Source organism: Achromobacter sp. (assembly GCF_050285585.1).
GTDB lineage: Bacteria > Pseudomonadota > Gammaproteobacteria > Burkholderiales > Burkholderiaceae_B > Achromobacter.
In genome coordinates this window covers 140635-156456 of record NZ_JBLZXF010000004.1, presented here as the reverse complement: position 1 = coordinate 156456, position 15822 = coordinate 140635, and the positions used below count along the sequence as shown (strand labels likewise).

At 68.4% G+C, this 15822-nt stretch carries 13 protein-coding genes; 5 read left to right on the top strand and 8 right to left on the bottom strand.

The window, feature by feature from the left end:
- Positions 1–28: 28 nt before the first annotated feature.
- From ahcY to metF, 3 genes are all read left to right on the top strand, one after another.
- Entirely contained in the window at positions 29–1447 is a 1419-nt protein-coding gene (ahcY, locus tag ACN6PJ_RS08305; RefSeq protein ID WP_427995395.1) for an adenosylhomocysteinase, read from the top strand.
- Positions 1448–1568: 121 nt separating this feature from the next.
- Positions 1569–1904, top strand: a complete 336-nt coding sequence (locus ACN6PJ_RS08300) for a phage holin family protein (protein ID WP_006389784.1) — start codon at positions 1569–1571, stop codon at positions 1902–1904.
- The gene (gene metF, locus ACN6PJ_RS08295) at positions 1904–2752 is read left to right on the top strand and encodes a methylenetetrahydrofolate reductase [NAD(P)H] (protein WP_427995394.1); all 849 of its coding nucleotides are present in this window, start codon (positions 1904–1906) and stop codon (positions 2750–2752) included. The genes ACN6PJ_RS08300 and metF overlap by 1 nt, the downstream gene beginning before the upstream one ends.
- A 108-nt stretch (positions 2753–2860) precedes the next feature.
- Here the strand turns inward: metF and ACN6PJ_RS08290 are convergent, their stop codons facing one another.
- From ACN6PJ_RS08290 to ACN6PJ_RS08265, 6 genes are all read right to left on the bottom strand, one after another.
- Positions 2861–3859, bottom strand: a complete 999-nt coding sequence (locus tag ACN6PJ_RS08290) for a tripartite tricarboxylate transporter substrate-binding protein (protein ID WP_427995393.1) — start codon at positions 3857–3859, stop codon at positions 2861–2863.
- A gap of 180 nt (positions 3860–4039) precedes the next feature.
- Positions 4040–4903 carry a peptidase gene (locus ACN6PJ_RS08285; protein WP_427995392.1) on the bottom strand — a complete coding sequence of 288 codons (864 nt, stop codon included), beginning with the start codon at positions 4901–4903 and terminating at the stop codon, positions 4040–4042.
- 97 nt (positions 4904–5000) lie between these two features.
- Positions 5001–5804, bottom strand: coding sequence for a transglutaminase family protein (locus ACN6PJ_RS08280; RefSeq protein ID WP_427995391.1), 804 nt, complete (start codon positions 5802–5804; stop codon positions 5001–5003).
- A gap of 10 nt (positions 5805–5814) precedes the next feature.
- Entirely contained in the window at positions 5815–6786 is a 972-nt protein-coding gene (locus tag ACN6PJ_RS08275; RefSeq protein WP_427995390.1) for an alpha-E domain-containing protein, read from the bottom strand.
- 2 nt (positions 6787–6788) lie between these two features.
- Complete coding sequence (locus tag ACN6PJ_RS08270; RefSeq protein WP_427995389.1) at positions 6789–8222, bottom strand: circularly permuted type 2 ATP-grasp protein; 1434 nt, start codon at positions 8220–8222, stop codon at positions 6789–6791.
- A 424-nt stretch (positions 8223–8646) separates the two neighbouring features.
- Complete coding sequence (locus ACN6PJ_RS08265; protein WP_427995388.1) at positions 8647–9321, bottom strand: 5-formyltetrahydrofolate cyclo-ligase; 675 nt, start codon at positions 9319–9321, stop codon at positions 8647–8649.
- A gap of 122 nt (positions 9322–9443) precedes the next feature.
- On the opposite strand from ACN6PJ_RS08265, the gene ACN6PJ_RS08260 reads away from it, so the two are divergent.
- On the top strand, positions 9444–11573 hold the full coding sequence (locus tag ACN6PJ_RS08260) for a transglycosylase SLT domain-containing protein (RefSeq protein WP_427995387.1): 2130 nt from the start codon (positions 9444–9446) through the stop codon (positions 11571–11573).
- Entirely contained in the window at positions 11570–12688 is a 1119-nt protein-coding gene (locus ACN6PJ_RS08255) for a CCA tRNA nucleotidyltransferase (RefSeq protein ID WP_427995386.1), read from the top strand. The genes ACN6PJ_RS08260 and ACN6PJ_RS08255 overlap by 4 nt, the downstream gene beginning before the upstream one ends.
- On the opposite strand, the gene ACN6PJ_RS08250 is transcribed toward ACN6PJ_RS08255, so the two are convergent.
- The gene (locus ACN6PJ_RS08250) at positions 12683–13870 is read right to left on the bottom strand and encodes a class I SAM-dependent methyltransferase (protein WP_427995385.1); all 1188 of its coding nucleotides are present in this window, start codon (positions 13868–13870) and stop codon (positions 12683–12685) included. The two genes, ACN6PJ_RS08255 and ACN6PJ_RS08250, sit on opposite strands and share 6 nt — an antisense overlap.
- A gap of 138 nt (positions 13871–14008) precedes the next feature.
- A complete protein-coding gene (locus ACN6PJ_RS08245) occupies positions 14009–15757 on the bottom strand; it encodes a DEAD/DEAH box helicase (protein WP_427995384.1) in 1749 nt (582 codons plus the stop codon).
- Between the last annotated feature and the right edge of the window lie 65 nt (positions 15758–15822).

The following is a 15822-nucleotide window of genomic DNA, read 5'->3' as shown; positions in this document are numbered from 1 at the left end:
TTCGTATTTCACGTGGAGCCTACACACCATGAATGCCGTGACCGACAAATCCTTTTCCGACTACATCGTTGCCGACATGTCGCTGGCCGGCTGGGGCCGCCGCGAACTCGCCATCGCCGAAACCGAAATGCCCGGCCTGATGGCCATTCGCGAGGAATTCGCCGCCCAGCAGCCGCTCAAGGGCGCCCGCATCGCCGGCAGCCTGCACATGACCATCCAGACCGGCGTGCTGATCGAAACGCTGGTGGCCCTGGGCGCCGAAGTGCGCTGGGCCTCGTGCAACATCTTCTCCACGCAGGACCACGCCGCCGCCGCCATCGCCGCGTCGGGCACGCCGGTCTTCGCCGTCAAGGGCGAGACGCTGGAAGAGTACTGGCAGTACACGCACAAGATCTTCGAATGGCCCAATGGCCAGAACGCCAACATGATCCTGGACGATGGCGGCGACGCCACGTTGATGCTGCACCTGGGCACCAAGGCCGAAAAGGACCTCTCCGTCCTGGCCAATCCGGGCAGCGACGAAGAGCGCATCCTGTTCGCCGCCATCAAGGAAACGCTCAAGCGCGATCCGAAGTGGTACTCGACCCGCCTGGCGCTGATCAAGGGCGTGACCGAAGAAACCACCACCGGCGTGCATCGCCTGTACCAGATGTCGCAGAAGGGCGAGCTGGCGTTTGCCGCCATCAACGTCAACGACTCGGTCACCAAGTCCAAGTTCGACAACCTGTACGGCTGCCGCGAATCGCTGGTGGACGGCATCAAGCGCGCCACCGACGTCATGGTTGCCGGCAAGATCGCCGTCGTGGCGGGCTACGGCGACGTGGGCAAGGGCTGCGCCCAGGCGCTGGTCGCCCTGCGCGCGCAAGTGTGGGTCACCGAAATCGATCCGATCTGCGCCCTGCAGGCCGCCATGGAAGGCTTCAAGGTCGTGACGATGGAAGAAGCGGCCGCGCATGGCGACATCTTCGTCACCGCCACCGGCAACTACCACGTCATCACGCGTGAGCACATGAACGCCATGAAGGACCAGGCCATCGTGTGCAACATCGGCCACTTCGACAACGAGATCGACGTCGCCAGCCTGGCCGATTGCAAGTGGGAAGAGATCAAGCCGCAGGTCGACCACGTGATCTTCCCGGACGGCAAGCGCATAATCCTGCTGGCCCAGGGCCGCCTGGTGAACCTGGGTTGCGCCACCGGCCATCCGTCGTTCGTGATGTCGTCGTCGTTCGCCAACCAGACGATCGCCCAGATCGAACTGTTCACGCGCAACGAAGCCTACAAGTCCGGCGAAGTCTACGTGCTGCCGAAGCACCTGGACGAGAAGGTCGCGCGCCTGCACCTGAAGAAACTGGGCGTGCAGCTGACCACGCTGCGCCAGGAACAGGCCGACTACATCAGCGTGCCGGTCGAGGGCCCCTACAAGCCCAATCACTACCGCTATTGATCGGTTGATAGCAAAATAGGAAAGTGCCGCGCCATGTCGGCGCGGGCTTTCCGGTCCGCCGAGTTCCCTCGCGATCGCAATGCGGCAGCGGGGCCGACGGGCCCAAAACAGGAGGTCGAACATGGCATTGATACTCGTCTGGATCCTGAACGCGGTGGCCCTGCTGGCCGTTGCCTACCTGCTGCCCGGCATCACGGTGGCCAGTTTCGGATCGGCGCTCATCGCCGCGCTGGTGCTGGGCCTGGTGAACATGCTGGTCAAGCCGGTGCTGGTGTTGCTGACGCTGCCCATCACGATCGTCACGCTCGGTCTCTTCCTCATCGTCATCAACGCCTTGTTGTTCTGGTTCGTCGGCTCCGTGCTGAAAGGCTTCCAGGTCAACGGGTTCTGGTGGGCCGTGGGCGGTGCGATCCTGTACAGCATCATCTCGGGCCTGCTCACCAAGCTGATCCCCTAATGTCTGATTCGACTACTCCCGCCTTCAGTCTGGAATTCTTCCCCCCGCGCGACCTGGCCGGCCAAGAACGGCTGGTGCGCGCGGCCAAGCAGATGCTGGCCATCCAGCCCAAGTACGTCAGCGTGACGTTCGGCGCGGGCGGTTCCACGCGCGCGGGCACGGCCGACGCCGTGCGCACGCTGCGCAATCTGGGCTGCGATGCGGCGCCGCACCTGTCGTGCGTCGGCGCCACCCGCCAGGACCTGCGGGACATCCTCCAGGCCTACAAGAACGAAGGCGTGCGGCGCGTGGTCGCCCTGCGCGGCGACCTGCCTTCCGGCATGGGCGGCGACGCGGGCGAACTGCGCTACGCCAATGAACTGGTGTCGTTCATCCGCGAGGAAACGGGCGACTGGTTCCACATCGAAGTGGCCGCCTATCCCGAAATGCATCCCCAGGCGGCCAATCCCTCGGCCGACCTGGATCATTTCGTGCGCAAGGTGAAGGCTGGCGCCAATGCTGCCATCACGCAGTACTTCTTCAACGCCGATGCCTACTTCGACTTCGTCGACCGGGCCCAGGCCAAGGGCGTCGACGTGCCGATCGTGCCGGGCATCATGCCGATCACGAACCACACGCAGCTGCTGCGCTTCTCGGAGATGTGCGGGGCGGAAGTGCCGCGCTGGATCCGCCTGCGCCTGGCGGAGTTCGGCGATGACAAGGCATCCATCCGCGCCTTCGGCGTGGATGTGGTGACCGAGCTGTGCCAGACCTTGCTGGACAACGGCGCGCCGGGCCTGCATTTCTATACCCTGAACCACGCGGAAGCCCCGTTGGCGGTGTGGAAGGAACTGGCGTTGCAGGACTAGGCCGTCGCGCGGCCATGCCGCGCAGGCAATGAAAAGCCCACCCGCGAGGGTGGGCTTTTTTGTTGCCCGCGGACAGGCGGCCGATTACTGTCGGCTGCCGCCGCCAGGTCAGTCCGCGTACACGCCCGCCTTGCGGATGACGCCGCCCCATTTGTCGACCTCGGACTGCAGCCAGGTCTGCAAGCCCTGCGGGGTCTGCTTGGATTCCGGCACGATCTCGGCGCCCAATTCCGACATCTTCTGCGTGAAGGCGGGGTCCTTCAGCGCGGCGCGCAGCGCCTCGTTGAACTTGGCGATGGCTTCGGGCGGCGTGCCCTTGGGCGCGTACACGCCGTGCCATACCTTGACCTCAAAGCCCTTCAGGCCGTTTTCCTGCAGGGTCGGCGCGTCGGGCAGCGTCTTGATGCGCTCCAGCGTCGTTACGCCATACAGCTTCACGCGGTCCGCCTTGATCTGCGGAATGGTCTGGGTGGTCTGGTCGCACAGCACGTCCACCTGGCCGCCCAGCAGGGCGGTCATCGCCGGCGCCGTGCCGGCATAGGGCACCGTGGTGAACTGCACGCCCAGCGATTCCTGCAGCAGCATGCCGCAAAGCTGGGAGACGGCGCCCAGGCCGGCGTTGGCCAGGTTGATCTTGTTGCCGTTTTCGCGGGCGTACTTGATGAAGTCCTTCATGCTGTCGGCCGGCAGGTCCTTGCGGCCCAACAGGGTCATGGGCACGTCCGCGACCTGGCCGACGTACGCGAAGTCGGTCAGCGGATTGAACGAGAGCTTGCGGTACAGCGCCGGCGCGGTGGCCATGCCGTTGTGGTGGATCAGGAAGGTATAGCCGTCGGGGGCCGCGCGCGCCACGTGCTGGGACGCCAGCGTGCCGCCCGCGCCCGTGCGGTTTTCGATGACGATGCTCTGGCCCAGCGTCTTGGCCATCGATGCGCCCAGGCTGCGCGCGACCACGTCGGTGGGCCCGCCCGCCGCGAACGGCACGACCAGCGAAATGGGATGGTTGGGATAGGCGCCTTGCGCGAGCGCGTTGCCCGAGGCAAGGCACGACAAGGCCAGGATGGGCCAGGCGGCGCGCCTGGCCGCGCGCGCGAAAATTGGGGGCATGTCTCACTCCTGTGGTTGCTTTGGGGGCCCGCAAGCCTGGGCATCGCGGGCCATGGTCCTGCGGACACACCGTAGTGTCGGCCGCTGGGGCAGGAATGAGAATTCGCAGTTTCGCAAGCCGGGTTTCAGCTGGCGGAAAGGAGGGTTTACGCGTGTATGCGCGGCGCGCCGCCGCGGCGCTCAGCCAGGCTGGTCCTTGCCCGGGTCCTCGGCCAGCGCCTGCGGCGCGGGGTAGCTTCCTCCGGGCTCGCCCACCGGCTCGGCCCGCAGCGGCTGGTGCACCCGGCTGGACGGCACGAGGGAGACGGGGTCTTCCGGGCTGGTCCACAGCGGGTCCGGGATCTCGGCGAAGACCTGCCGCAGGCGTTCGCCCCAGGTGCCTCGGATCATGCGGAAATACTCGTTGTGCTCGTCGATGCTGGCGAAATGCGTGACGCGCAGCGCATTCGCTTCGTAGACCAGCAGGTCCAGCGGCAGGCCCACCGAGATGTTCGAGCGCAGGGTGGAATCCATGGAGATCAGCGCGCACTTGGCGGCCTCGTCCAGCGAGGTGTCCGGGCGCAGCACGCGATCCAGGATGGGCTTGCCGTACTTGGCCTCGCCGATCTGGAAGTACGGGCATTCCTGCCCGGCCTCGATGAAGTTGCCCGCCGAATACACCTGGAACAGGCGGCAGCGTTCCGCGCCGATCTGGCCCCCGAAAATCAGGTTGACGTTGAAGTCCACGCCCTGCTCGTGCAGGGCCGAGGCCTCGCGATGGAACACGTCGCGTACCGCGGCGCCGACGCGGTGCGCGGCTTCGAACATGTCGGGCGCGTTCCAGAGTGTCTCGCCGCCTTCGGCGGGCTGGCGGCTCAGTGCGTTCAGCACGGCCTGGCTGACCGCCAGGTTGCCGGAGGTCATCAGCACCATCACGCGTTCGCCGGGGCGCTCGAAGACGGTCATTTTGCGGAAGACGCTGATCTGGTCGACCCCGGCATTGGTGCGGGAATCGGACAGAAAGACCAGGCCGGAATCAAGGCGGGCTGCTACGCAGTAGGTCATGATCGGAAATAGGGAAAACCACGCTGCATTGTATTGCGGCGCGGCCTGACGCGGCCCGGCCCGGCCTGGCGCCGCCCGGAGCCGCCCGGAGCGGATGTTACTGCTGGGCGCTCGTCTGGACCTGCACGCTGACTTCCATCGATTCGTTGCCGCCGCCGCTGCGCACGCCGCGCACCGGGGAGGCCGAGTCGTAGTCCCGCGCCACCGCCAGCCGGCAATGGCAGTCCGAAGCGAACTGGCGGTTGGTGATGTCCACGCTGGTCCAGCCCACGCCGGACAGCCACACGTCGGCCCATGCGTGGCTGGCGGCGTGTTCGGCCGCGGTGTAGAGGTAGCCGCTGACGTAGCGGGCGGGCACGCCCAGGCCGCGCACGCAGGCCAGGAACAGGTGGGCGTGGTCCTGGCACACGCCATGGCCCAGGGACAGCACCTGGGCGGCGGCGGTGGTGACGTCGGTGGTGCCGGGCTCGTAGGCGACGCGGTCGCTGATGGCGGTCGCCAGGGCGAGGATGTCGTCGGGGGTGTTGAGTCCGCCGGGCAGCGCCTCGCGCACGAACGCCATGACGGTATCGTCCGCCTGGGTCAGGGGCGTCTGCACGCAGTAGGCGTGCACCGGCAGCCGGCTGTCTTCGCCGCCCAGCAGGCCGCGCGCCAGCGGCGCCACCACTACCTGTCCGGTCACGCGCAGCTCGATTTCGGTATGCGGGTGGTTCAGGGTCAGCGTGTGCGTGATGTTGCCGTAGGCGTCCACCTGCTTTTCCAGCGCGCCGGGCGCCTCGATGTGCCAGCGCAGGACGCGTTGGTGCTCGTCGTCGCGCGGCGTCAGGCGCAAGGTCTGGATGCTGTAGGTGACCGGCGCGGTGTAGCGGTAGTGCGTGAGATGCGTGATGATCTGCTTCATTCCTGTCTCCTTAGGCCGACAGCGGCACCAGGAAGTCCTGGCTGATCCGGTTGCCCAGGTCGTTGATGCGGTCGAGGAAGTGGTCCAGGTACTGGTGCAGGCCGCTGGCCAGAATGTCCTCGACTCGGCCGTATTGCAGCTCGGCGCACAGCATGCCGGCGCGCCGCTCGGTCTCGGTCGAGCGCTGGTTGGAGACGCGCGCCAGGTCGTCGGCCACCGCCCGCATCGAGGCCAGCAGCGAGCGCGGCATGTCGCCGTGCAGGATCAGCAGCTCGGCCACGCGGTCCGGGGTGATGACGTCACGGTACACCTTGCGGTAGATCTCCAGCCCCGACACCGAACTGAGCAGGGCCGACCAGCGGTAGAACTCGCTTTGCAGCGCGTCGGCGTCGGCGGGTTCGGCGCGGCTCTCCTGTCCGTTGCCGTCGCGTTCGTGGAACTTCACGTCCAGCATGCGCGCGGTGTTGTCGGCGCGTTCCAGGTGCATGCCGATGCGCAGGAAGTACAGGGCCTCGTCCTGCAGCATGGTGCCGATGGTGACGCCGCGCGCCAGATGCGAGCGGAACTTCACCCATTCGAAGAACTCGCCCGGATTGCGTTCCAGCAGCCCGGTGTGCAGGTGCTTGAGCAGTTCGAGCCAGGTCGTGTTGTAGGTTTCCCAGACTTCGGTGGTGAGGCTGCCCCGCACGGCGCGCGCATTCTCGCGGGCCGAGCGCATGCAGGAAAAGATGGACGAGGGGTTCTCGGGGTCGCGCACCATGTACTCCAGCACGTCGTGCGGCGAGATGGATGCGTACTTCTGCAGGTACAGGCCCTGCAGTTCGGAGATGCGCAGCACGCCCAGCCACGAGCCCTCGCGCGTCTGCGCGTCCTGCGGCAGCAGCGACATCTGCAGGTTCACGTCCAGCATGCGGGCGGTGTTCTCGGCGCGCTCGGTGTAGCGGCACATCCAGAAGAGATTGTCGGCGGTTCGGCTCAGCATGTTCAGTCCTCCTCCAGTACCCACGTGTCCTTGGTGCCGCCGCCCTGGCTGCTGTTGACCACCAGCGACCCTTCGACCAGCGCGACCCGGCACAGGCCGCCCGGCACGGTCCGGATTTCCTTGCCGCACAGCACATAGGGGCGCAGGTCCACGTGGCGGGGCGCCACGCCCGAGTCGACATACGTCGGCACGGTGGACAGCGCCAGCGTGGGCTGCGCAATGTAGTTGGCGGGGTGGGCGCGCACGCGCTCGCGGAACGCGTCGACTTCCGCGCGGGAGGCCGAAGGGCCCACCAGCATGCCGTAGCCGCCCGAACCGTGGACCTCCTTCACCACCAGTTCATGCATGTGCGCCAGCACGTGGGACAGTTCGTCCGGCCGGCTGCAGCGCCAGGTAGGCACGTTCGACAGCACCGGCTCTTCGCCGAGATAGAAGCGGATCATGTCCGGCACGTGCAGGTAGGTGGACTTGTCGTCCGCGATGCCGGTGCCGATGGCGTTGGCCAGCGTGACGCGGCCGGCGCGGTACACCGACAGCAGGCCGGGCACGCCCAGCGCGGAATCCGCGCGGAACGACAAGGGATCCAGGAAGTCGTCGTCCAGCCGGCGGTAGATCACGTCCACCTTGCGCGGCCCTTGCGTGGTGCGCATGTAGACGGTGTTCTGCTCGACGAACAGGTCCTGGCCCTCGACCAGTTCCACGCCCATCTGCTGGGCCAGGAAGGCATGTTCGAAATAGGCCGAGTTGTACATGCCGGGCGTCAGCACCACCACGGTGGGGTTGTCGCCGCCGTGCGGGGCGACCTCGCGCAGGTTGTCCAGCAGCAGGTCCGGATAGTGGGCCACCGGTTCCACCTTGATGCGGCTGAAGGCGTCCGGCATCAGCCGCATGGACATCTTGCGGTTCTCCAGCATGTAGGACACGCCCGACGGCACGCGCAGATTGTCTTCCAGCACATAGAACTCGCCGGCGCCGGCGCGCACGATGTCCACGCCGGCGATGTGGCAGTAAATGTCCTCGGCCACGTCCACGTCCTGCATCTCGGGACGGTACTGGGCGTTCAGGAAGACCTGCTCGGCCGGCACCACGCCCGCGCGCACGATGTCATGGCCATGGTAGATGTCGTGGATGAACATGTTCAGCGCGCGCACGCGCTGCTTCAGGCCTGCATCCAGGAGGCGCCATTCGTCGGCGGGGATGATGCGCGGGATCAGGTCGAAGGGAATCAGGCGTTCGGTGCCGGCGGCGTCGCCCGCGACCGAGAAGGTGATGCCGACCCGCCGAAAGCTCAGGTCCGCCTCCAGCCGGCGCACGGCCATGGCCTCCGCGGACTGCTCGCCGTGCCAGCGCTCGAAGGCCTGGTAATGGGAGCGTATGCCGCCGGCGCTGTCGCGCATCTCGTCAAAAGCGGTGGGACGGGCTGTTCTGTCCTTCATGGCTCCTCCGGTACTGGTGCTTGCGGCCGGCTTGCGCGCGGCCTCTGCGGATTAAGCAACACGCGTGCCAGGTTGGGTCGGGCGCGCGGGCGCCTTGGGGACAATATCCTCCCAAGGACGTTGGAACGCCATCCCCGCGGCGGTTGACGCGCGGGGTCGGCGGATGGCGCATGCGCCGGCCGGGCGGAACGCCAGGGGCCGAGCGGCGGGTGGGGTGGCGCGCGGGTGGGGCGCGGTGGGGGCGCAGTTTTGCGCGGTCGGGCGCGGGAATCCGTCCGGAACGGGCCGGACTCCGCCAGCGGGTGCAGCGGACGCGATGTTGCGGGTGGGAATGGTTGCGGGAACGCCCCGGGCCGAGGCGTCCTGGCCCGCTATGATACGGCTTGCACCATTTTGGTGCAAGCTGCCGGGCAATGCGGGGGCGTCAGTGCATCCGGAAGCTGTGCAGCGTGGTGCCGGCCGGGCCGCCTTGCTCCAGGGGCGCCTGCGGCACCCAGCCGTCCTGGGTCAGCACGGCGTCAAGCCTGAAATCATGGGCGGCGGGTTCATAGCCCGCCTCCAGCTCGCCGCAGCTCCAGGCGATGCCGATCGCGATGAACGGATGCCCGCGGTCGCGCAGGGCCGCCAGGCTGCGGTCGTAATAGCCGCCGCCGTAGCCCAGGCGGTCGCCTTGTTCGGTGTAGCCCAGGGTGGGCACCAGCACCACGTCGGGGAGCAGGTCGGGGCCATGGACGGGTTCCTGGATGCCATAGGGGCCGGCGCGCAGTTCGGCGTCGGGCGTCCAGGGCAGGAAGGCCAGCGGCGCGTTGCGTTCGCGCACCACCGGCAGCGCCACCGCCACGCCGGCGTCGACCCACTGCTGAAGCAAGGGGCGCAGGTCGGGCTCGTCGGCCATGGGCCAGAACGCGGCGACGGTGGCGGGCGCCGGACGGCCGGCGCGGGCGGCTTCGTCGCGCGCCACGTTCAGCCAGGTGAACAGCCGCGCGCGCATCAGCAGACCGCCGCGGCTGCGCTGGTCTTCGGGCAATTCGGCACGCATTTTCCGCAATCGCGTGCGTAGCTGGACTGCGGTATCCTCTGGAGTATTTTGCGTAGTCATGCGGTGGCTGTGATGGGGATGGACAAAGATGGCGGATGTGCGGATGGCCGGCATGTGGACGATCTGCATGGGGACGATCGGCATGCGGGCTTGCGGCAAGGCCCGTATATGAGGGGTAGGGCATGACACAGACTCTGCAACCTGGACGGTATCAGAAAACCGCGCGCGCCGTCTCCGAAGCCGGGTTCAACCTGCGCCGTTGGCTGCCGCTGGTGGCGCTGTTCACCGCGGCCTGCGCGCCGGTGGATGCGCAACAGCGCAGCGCCTCCCTCAATACCCAGCCCCAGCCCGCCGTCCAGGCCGCGCAGCCCGTCATTTCGGTGCCGCCCGCGGTGCTGGCCGGCCTGCCGCCCACCGCCGAAACGCCCGCGCTGGCCGCCGTGGTCGCAGCGCGCGAAGCCATGAGCCGCAAGCAATGGTCCATTCTGGGCGCGCTGGTGCCGCAGGCCAAGCCGGACCCGCTGGGCATGTATCCCGAATATTGGCTGCTGCGCTACCAGCTGTGGACCCCGCCCGCCACCGGCCGGCCCACGGCCGCCCTGCAGCAGTTCATCAGCGGCAACCCGGACGCCTACCTGGCGGATCGCCTGCGCGGCGACTGGCTGCTGGCGGCGGCGCGCAGCGGCGACTTCGAAACCGTGCGCAAGCTGGCGCCGGTGAAAAACAGCAACGCCCAGATCGAGTGCGCCATCCTGGACGCCAAGCACATGACCGGGCAGCGCGCCACCGCCGCGCAGGCCACGGCGGTGTTCGCGCCAGGGAGCGCCTGCTGGGCGCTGTACGACCAGCTCGTCGCCGACGGCGTGCTGGGCTGGGAGCAACTGGAGCCTCAGTTTCGCGACGCCATCGAAGCCAACAAGACGGCCGACGCGCGCAAGTTCGCGCAATACATGTTCGAGCCGGGCGACCTGAAGGCCTACGATCAGCTCATGAAGGATCCCATGAAGTGGCTGACGCGCCAGGACCGTCAGCCCGTGGGCCGCAACGAGAAGGAATTGGTGACCATCGCGCTGGCCCGCCTGGCGCGTTCCGACGTCAGCGTGGCCGATTCCTATCTGCGCCGCATGTGGGGCAAGTCCGGGGACTGGTCCAAATCCATGGCCAAGTCGAACCTTGCCTGGGTGCGCGGGCAGTATGCGCTGGTGGCCGCGCTGAAGCTGGACAGCCGGGCGGACGACTGGTACCACGAGGCCGGCCACATCCGCATGACGGAATACAACGCCGCCTGGAAGGTGCGCGCCGCCCTGCGCCAGCCCAAGATCGACTGGAAATGGGTCATCGCCTCCATCGAGCAGATGCCTGCCGAGCAGCAGGCGGATCCGTCGTGGGTGTACTGGAAGGCGCGCGGACAGGCGGCGCTTGGCCACAAGCAGCAAGCCGAGGCCGCCTACGCCAGCATTGCCGACCGCTTCGATTTCTACGGCCAACTGGCCGCCGAGGAACTGGGCCGGCGCATCAACGTGCCGCCGCGTCCCGCGCCCATCAGCGACCAGGAAATCGCCGAGGCCCGCGCCAATCCGGGCCTGCGCCGCGCGGTCCAGCTGTTCCGCCTGGGCTGGCGCGCGGAAGCCGTGCCGGAATGGAACTTCAGCCTGCGCGGCATGAGCGACCGCCAGCTCCTGGCCGCCGCTGAACTGGCCCGCGCCGAGAACATCTACGATCGCGTGGTCAACACCTCCGACCGCACGGAAAAGGAATTCGACTTCAGCCAGCGCTTCATCGCGCCCTTCGAAGGCCGCGTCACCGCCAAGGCCAACGCCATCGCGCTCGATCCCGCCTGGGTCTATGGCCTGATCCGGCAGGAATCCCGCTTCATCATGGACGCGCGCTCGCACGTGGGCGCCTCCGGCCTGATGCAGCTGATGCCGGCCACCGCCAAGTGGGTGGCGGGCAAGATCGGCATGAGCAACTTCACGCCCGACAGCGTCAACGACTTCGACACGAACACCGAGCTGGGCACCAACTACCTGAATATGGTGCTGCGCGACCTGGACGGTTCCCAGATGCTTGCCAGCGCAGGCTACAACGCCGGTCCGCGCCGCCCGCACAACTGGCGCTCGACGTTCACGCATCCGGTGGAAGGCGCCATCTTCGCCGAGACCATCCCGTTCAATGAAACGCGCACCTACGTGAAGAACGTGATGTCCAATTCGGTGTACTACGCCGCCATGTTCAGCGGCCAGCCCCAGTCGCTGAAGGAACGCCTGGGCAACATCGTGCCGCTGGGCGCCGAAAGCACGTCGATTCCATGAGCCGGGACCCGGCCATCGAGGGCTTGCAGGTCTATATCGTGGGCGGAGCGGTGCGCGACGCGCTGCTCGGCCTGCCGCCGGGCGACCACGATTGGGTCGTGGTGGGCGCCACCCCGGAAGACATGGCGCGCCGCGGCTTCATTCCGGTGGGCGGCGACTTCCCGGTCTTCCTGCATCCCCGCAGCAAAGAGGAATACGCGCTGGCGCGCACCGAGCGCAAGTCCGGGCGCGGCTACAAGGGCTTCACGTTCTATACGGGGGCGGACGTCACGCTCGAGGAAGACCTGCGCCGCCGCGACCTGACGGTCAATGCCATTGCCCAGACGCCCGAGGGCCGGCTGATCGACCCCCTGGGCGGCGAGGCCGACGTGCGGGCCCGGGTCTTGCGCCACGTCGGCGAGGCCTTCCAGGAAGACCCCGTGCGCATCCTGCGGCTGGGCCGCTTTGCGGCGCGCTTCGGCGATTTCACCGTCGCGCCCGCCACGCTGGAATTGTGCCGGCGGATGGTCGAGGCGGGCGAGGCCGACGCGCTGGTGGCCGAGCGGGTCTGGAAGGAGTTGTCGCGCGGCCTGATGGCGGCCGCGCCCTCTCGCATGCTGGACGTCCTGCAGGAATGCGGCGCCCTGGCCCGCGTCATGCCGGAATTGCAGGGCGTGGAGGAGGTCGGCGCCGACGTGGACCGCGCCGCGGGCCTGGGATTGTCGCTGCCGGGCCGCTATGCCCTGCTGTGCCGATTGACTCCCGGACGCGACGCGCTGGGCCGCCGGCTGCGCGTGCCCACGGAATGCAACGACTACGCGCGCCTGCTGCCCGAAGTGCTGGCCGGCCTGGGCGCCTTGCAAGGCGATGGGGACGCCGCCGGCAAGCAACTTGCGCTGATGGAGCGTGCCGACGCCTTGCGCAAGCCGGAACGTTTTTTCGACCTGCTGGAGGCGGCAGCGGTGCTCGGGCCCGTGGACCGGCCGGCATGGCGCGCGCGCGTGGCCGCCGTGCGCGGGGTGGATGCCGGGGCGATCGCGAAAGCCTGCGCCGGCGATACGGCGCGCATCAAGGAGCGGGTGCGCGATGCCCGGCTGGAACGCCTGCGGGCGGGCGCTGCGGACGCGCCGCTATAGCTTGCCGAGGCGGTCGCCGCGCGAGAAGCCCGTCAGGGGTTCCGTCATGCCGCGCCCCACCGCCAGCACCTTGAAGAGCTCGCCCATTTCCGCTTCGGACAGCAGCTTCTGCACGGGCGCGACGGTCTTCGCGTAGTTCTGAACGTCGGCCGGATCCAGCTGGGCCAGCAGCTCCATCAGCCCGGCGTTCATCAGGAAGCGGGCCTGCGAGGTATAGCCCAGGACCTGCAGGCCGGCCGCCAGCGCCGCGTCCGCCATCGCGGTGAAGTCGACGTGCGCGGTGATGTCCTGCAGGCCGGGCGCCGTGAACGGATCGCCGTGGGCGTGATGGCGCAGATGGCACATGAGCGTGCCGCCCGCGCGCTGGGGGTGGTAGTACTCGCTGCGGGGAAAGCCATAGTCCACCAGCAGCGCCGCGCCGCGTTCGAGCCAGCCGCCCATTTCGGCGATCCAGGCTTCGCCTTGCGGATTGATTTCGGAGACATAGCCGGGCAGCGCGGGCATCCGGTCCGCCACCGCGGCCGCCAGCGCCGGCTGCGCCGGCCGGTCTTCCCAGACGAAACCCCGGGAGGCGTCGAGCGCCACGCCGCGCTCCAGCACCGTGCCGTCCTCGCTCCAACGGAACATCGAGACCGGCATCGCGTCCAGGACTTCGTTGGCCAGCACGCAGCCCGAGAAGGCCTCGGGCAGCGCATCCAGCCACTGCACGCGGTCGCCGTACGCCGCCAGCCTTTGCGCCTGGCGCGCGCGCAGGTCGGCGGACACTTCCAGGATCAGGTAGCGGGTCTGCGCGAGGCCCAGCGCATCCAGCTCGGCCAGCACCCCTTCGGCAAGCGCGCCGGTGCCGGCGCCGAATTCCAGCACTGCGTCCGTGCGGGTCTGGCGCAGCACCTGGGCCGCCTGGCGGGCGAGCGTGCGCGCAAACAACGGCGTCAGCTGCGGCGCGGTGACGAAGTCGCCGGCGGGCGCGCGGGCGTCGCCGTCCGCTTCGGCCAGCTTGACGTTGCCGGCGGCGTAGTAGCCCAGGCCCGGCGCATACAGCGCCTGCGCCATCCAGCGGTCGAACGGCAGCCAGCCGCCGTTGGCCGCGATGGCGTCGCGCAAGTGGGCGGCCGCGGCTTCGCTGTGTTCGAGGGCGGCGGGAGGCAGGGCGGGCAGATTGGCGGGTGCGGGGCGTTGCATGGTCGGATGAGGCATGGGCAAGCAGCTATTTTCCCAAAAAATCGAAGCGCCGCGCGGCGCGGCCCCGAGCCGGCGCGGCGGCCAAAAAAACAAACCCCGCGGCAGGCGCGGGGTTTGCGTCGGGCTCAAGCGGCGGGATCAGCCGCGGCGGTCGGCCGGCTTCGCGAAGCGCTTGGCGGGGCCGCCGGGACGCTTGTCGAACGTGGGCTTGCCACGGAAGCCGCCTTCACGCTGCGGACGGTCGCCGAAGCTGGGGCGGTCGCCGAAACTGGCGCGATCGTTGTAGCTCGGGCGCGAGTCGCGGTCGCCGCCGCGGAAACCGCCTTCGCGTTGCGGACGCTCGCTGAACGGGCGCGGATCGCGTTGCGGGCGGTCGCCGTAGCTGGGGCGATCACCATAGCTGGGACGGTCGCTGAAGCTCGGACGCGAATCACGGTCGCCGCCACGGAAGCCGCCTTCGCGCTGGGGACGGTCGCCCCAGGGACGGTTGCCCTGGTAGCCGCCTTCGCGCGGCGGACGGTCGCCGAAGCTGGGGCGATCGCTGAAGGAACGGGCCGGGCGGTCGCCGCGGAAGCCGCCTTCGCGAGCGCCCTGGTAACCGCCTTCGCGCGGCTTGAATTCGCCACGCGGGCCGCCGAAGGAACGGCCTTCGCGCGGTCCGCCGTCGCGATTGCCCTGGTAGCCGCCCGGACGCTTGCCGAACGGCTTGCCGCCGCGCGGAGCGCCGCCGGCCGACGGACGCGGGGTGCGCTTGGGTTCCAGGCCGGCGATCACTTCGGGAGTGATCGATTGGCCGATGTAGTGCTCGATGCGGCGGACCTTGTGGCGCTCGGAATGCGTGGCCAGCGTGAAGGCCAGGCCGTTGCGGCCGGCGCGGCCCGTGCGGCCGATGCGGTGCACGTAGTCTTCGGCCTGCATCGGCAGGTCGAAGTTGACGGCATGGCTGATGCCCTGCACGTCGATGCCGCGGGCGGCGACGTCGGTGGCCACCAGGATGCGCAGCTGGCCGCGCTGCAGTTGCGACAGGGTGCGGGTGCGCTGGCGCTGGTTCATGTCGCCGTGCAGGGCGGCGGCGGCGAAGCCCTGGTCGGCCAAGTGGTCTGCCAGGTCGTCGGCGCCGCGCTTGGTCGACGTGAAGACGATGGCCTGGTCCAGCGAGGCGTCGCGCAGCACGTGGTCCAGCAGTTGCATCTTGTGGCTGGCGTCGTCCGCGTAGAGCAGGCTTTGCGTGATGTTGGTGTGCTTTTCCTTGTGGCCGGCGATCTCGATGCGTTGCGGTTCGCGCATCATGCGCGCGGCCAGCTTGGCGACGGTGCCGTCCAGCGTGGCGGAGAACAGCAGCGTCTGGCGGCCTTCCGGCAGACGTTCGACGATGGTCTCGATGTCTTCGATGAAGCCCATGTCCAGCATGCGGTCGGCTTCGTCCAGCACCAGCGTGTGCACGGTGTTCAGCTTGACGCGGCCGGATTGCAGGTGGTCGATCAGGCGGCCGGGGGTGGCGACCAGCACGTCAACGCGGCGCGACAGCGCCTTCAGTTGCGCGCCGTAGGGCATGCCGCCCACGACGGTCGCGGTGCGCAGGTCGGCCAGCTTGCGGCCGTAGGTGGCGGTGGCGTCCGTGACTTGCAGGGCCAGTTCGCGGGTCGGGGTCAGCACCAGCACTTGCACGCCGACGCCCTTGTTGGCGGGCATCTGGGCGATGCGGTGCAGGGCGGGCAGCATGAAGGCGGCGGTCTTGCCGCTGCCGGTCTGCGAGGACACCATCAGGTCATGGCCGGCCAGCGCTTGCGGAATGGCGGCGGCTTGAACGGCGGTGGGGGTGGTGAAGCCAGCTTCTTGAACGGCCGACAACAGGGCGGGCGCGAGACCCAGGGTTTCGAAAGACATTACTTTCCCTTGCCGCAATCAATGCGACGCAGTGCTTGGTCGGGCCAGGGGATTAGGCGGCCGGA

Bases quoted from the DNA above. Each gene is read 5' to 3' on its own strand.
- ahcY (WP_427995395.1), top strand. From the start codon at position 29: ATGAATGCCGTGACCGACAAATCCTTTTCCGACTACATCGTTGCCGAC.
- ACN6PJ_RS08300 (WP_006389784.1), top strand. From the start codon at position 1,569: ATGGCATTGATACTCGTCTGGATCCTGAACGCGGTGGCCCTGCTGGCC.
- metF (WP_427995394.1), top strand. From the start codon at position 1,904: ATGTCTGATTCGACTACTCCCGCCTTCAGTCTGGAATTCTTCCCCCCG.
- ACN6PJ_RS08290 (WP_427995393.1), bottom strand. From the start codon at position 3,859: ATGCCCCCAATTTTCGCGCGCGCGGCCAGGCGCGCCGCCTGGCCCATC.
- ACN6PJ_RS08285 (WP_427995392.1), bottom strand. From the start codon at position 4,903: ATGACCTACTGCGTAGCAGCCCGCCTTGATTCCGGCCTGGTCTTTCTG.
- ACN6PJ_RS08280 (WP_427995391.1), bottom strand. From the start codon at position 5,804: ATGAAGCAGATCATCACGCATCTCACGCACTACCGCTACACCGCGCCG.
- ACN6PJ_RS08275 (WP_427995390.1), bottom strand. From the start codon at position 6,786: ATGCTGAGCCGAACCGCCGACAATCTCTTCTGGATGTGCCGCTACACC.
- ACN6PJ_RS08270 (WP_427995389.1), bottom strand. From the start codon at position 8,222: ATGAAGGACAGAACAGCCCGTCCCACCGCTTTTGACGAGATGCGCGAC.
- ACN6PJ_RS08265 (WP_427995388.1), bottom strand. From the start codon at position 9,321: ATGACTACGCAAAATACTCCAGAGGATACCGCAGTCCAGCTACGCACG.
- ACN6PJ_RS08260 (WP_427995387.1), top strand. From the start codon at position 9,444: ATGACACAGACTCTGCAACCTGGACGGTATCAGAAAACCGCGCGCGCC.
- ACN6PJ_RS08255 (WP_427995386.1), top strand. From the start codon at position 11,570: ATGAGCCGGGACCCGGCCATCGAGGGCTTGCAGGTCTATATCGTGGGC.
- ACN6PJ_RS08250 (WP_427995385.1), bottom strand. From the start codon at position 13,870: ATGCAACGCCCCGCACCCGCCAATCTGCCCGCCCTGCCTCCCGCCGCC.
- ACN6PJ_RS08245 (WP_427995384.1), bottom strand. From the start codon at position 15,757: ATGTCTTTCGAAACCCTGGGTCTCGCGCCCGCCCTGTTGTCGGCCGTT.